The organism is Pseudomonas sp. HMWF006, assembly GCF_003061205.1.
GTDB classification, from domain to species: domain Bacteria; phylum Pseudomonadota; class Gammaproteobacteria; order Pseudomonadales; family Pseudomonadaceae; genus Aquipseudomonas; species Aquipseudomonas monsensis.
In genome coordinates this window covers 1-1,985 of record NZ_QAIU01000176.1, presented here as the reverse complement: position 1 = coordinate 1,985, position 1,985 = coordinate 1, and the positions used below count along the sequence as shown (strand labels likewise).

The following is a 1,985-nucleotide window of genomic DNA, read 5'->3' as shown; positions in this document are numbered from 1 at the left end:
CTTCAACTGCGTCAGCGGTGGCGCCGATGCCGCCCCGGCGCCAGACGCCGTGCCCAGCAAAACCGCCATCAGCCCGAAAGCCTTTACCCAGTGCGTGCTCATACGATCCCCATCCCCCCAAAATCAGCGCGCAGTATGGCGCAGTTGGCCCCGGGGCAAAACTTCGCCGACGATCGACACCAACAACCGCCATATTCCTCACGCTGCTGGTATGATGCGCGGCTTTTTCCGGCCCACCACAAATTCCCAGGCGCTTGCGACGGTCTGTGCTTTGCTGTTGAGGTCGATACATTCACGGCGCCATGCGCGCCACGGGGAGCAGACATGCTGGAAAGGCTGTTTCAACTCAAGGCACACAACACCAACGTGCGGACCGAGATTCTCGCGGGCGTCACGACTTTCCTGGCCATGGCCTACATTCTATTCGTCAACCCGAGCATTCTCGGCGAGACCGGCATGGACAAAGGTGCGGTGTTCGTCGCCACCTGTCTGGCTGCGGCCATTGGTTCGACGGTCATGGGCCTGATCGCCAACTACCCGATCGCCCTCGCCCCAGGCATGGGTCTGAACGCCTTCTTCACGTATACCGTGGTGCTGCACATGGGCCACACCTGGCAAGTGGCGCTGGGCGCGGTGTTCATTTCCGCGGTGCTGTTCTTCCTGCTGTCGATCTTCCGCATCCGTGAATGGATCATCAACAGCATCCCGCTGCCCCTGCGCTCGGCGATTGCCGCCGGTATCGGCCTGTTCCTGGCGCTGATCGCCCTGCACAACGCCGGTATCGTGGTCAGCAACCCGGCGACCATGGTCGGCCTTGGTGACTTGAAACAACCGGCGCCGATCCTCGCCACCCTCGGCTTCGCCCTGATCGTTGCCCTCGAAGCGCTGAAAGTGCGCGGTGCCGTGTTGATCGGCATTCTCGCGGTGACCATCGCGTCCATCGCCATGGGTGTCACCCCGTTCGGCGGCGTGACCTCGATGCCACCGTCGCTGGCCCCGACCTTCCTGCAACTGGACATCAAAGGCGCGCTGGACATCGGTCTGGTCAGCGTGATCTTCGCCTTCCTGTTCGTCGACCTGTTCGACAACTCCGGGACCCTGATCGGCGTCGCCAAGCGCGCTGGCCTGATGGGCAAGGACGGCCACATGCCGAAAATGGGGCGTGCGCTGATCGCCGACAGCACCGCCGCCATGGCCGGCTCGCTGCTGGGCACCTCGACCACCACCAGCTACATCGAATCCGCTGCTGGCGTGAGTGCGGGCGGTCGTACCGGCCTGACGGCCATCGTCGTGGCCATTCTGTTCCTGCTGGCACTGTTCTTCTCGCCACTGGCCGCCAGCGTTCCGGCGTTCGCCACCGCACCGGCCCTGCTGTTCGTCGCCGTGCTGATGACTTCGGGCCTGGCGGAAATAGACTGGGAAGACATCACCGTGGCCGCCCCGGTTGTCGTGACCGCGCTGGCGATGCCGTTCACTTACTCGATCGCCAACGGCATCGCCTTCGGTTTCATCTCCTGGACCGCGATCAAGCTGCTGTCGGGCCGTGCCCGTGAGCTGAACCCGGCGCTGGTGATTCTGTCGATTCTGTTCGTGATCAAGTTGGGTTGGTTCAACGCATGACATTCGATTCCCAGGCCTACGCCACTCAGCTCGAAGACAAGGTCGCGCGTTTGCGTGACCTGCTCGCTCCGTTCGATGCGCCAGCACCGACGGTGTTCGACTCGCCGCTGCAGAACTTCCGCCTGCGCGCCGAATTCCGCCTGTGGCGCGAGGCCGGCGAGCGCCACTACGCGATGTTCTCCCAGGACGACAAACGCACGCCGATCCTGATCGAGGAATTCCCGATCGCCAGCCTGCGCATCAACCAGTTGATGCCGCAGCTCAAGGCCGCCTGGCAGGCCAGTTCGGCGCTGAGCCACAAGCTGTTTCAGGTGGAGTTTCTGACCACTCTGGCCGGCGATGCGATGATCACCCTGTGCTACCAC

Annotated in this window: 1 protein-coding gene and 1 pseudogene; both read left to right on the top strand. The window is 63.2% G+C overall.

Going from position 1 to position 1,985, the window contains the following annotated elements:
* Positions 1–324: 324 nt before the first annotated feature.
* On the top strand, positions 325–1,620 hold the full coding sequence (locus DBR24_RS06970; RefSeq protein WP_128614312.1) for an NCS2 family permease: 1,296 nt from the start codon (positions 325–327) through the stop codon (positions 1,618–1,620).
* Positions 1,617–1,985: pseudogene (locus DBR24_RS06965) on the top strand (tRNA (uridine(54)-C5)-methyltransferase TrmA); the annotation flags it as partial. The gene DBR24_RS06970 and the pseudogene DBR24_RS06965, both read left to right, overlap by 4 nt.

Coding starts and splice junctions, on each gene's coding strand:
- DBR24_RS06970 (WP_128614312.1), top strand. CDS start 325: ATGCTGGAAAGGCTGTTTCAACTCAAGGCACACAACACCAACGTGCGG.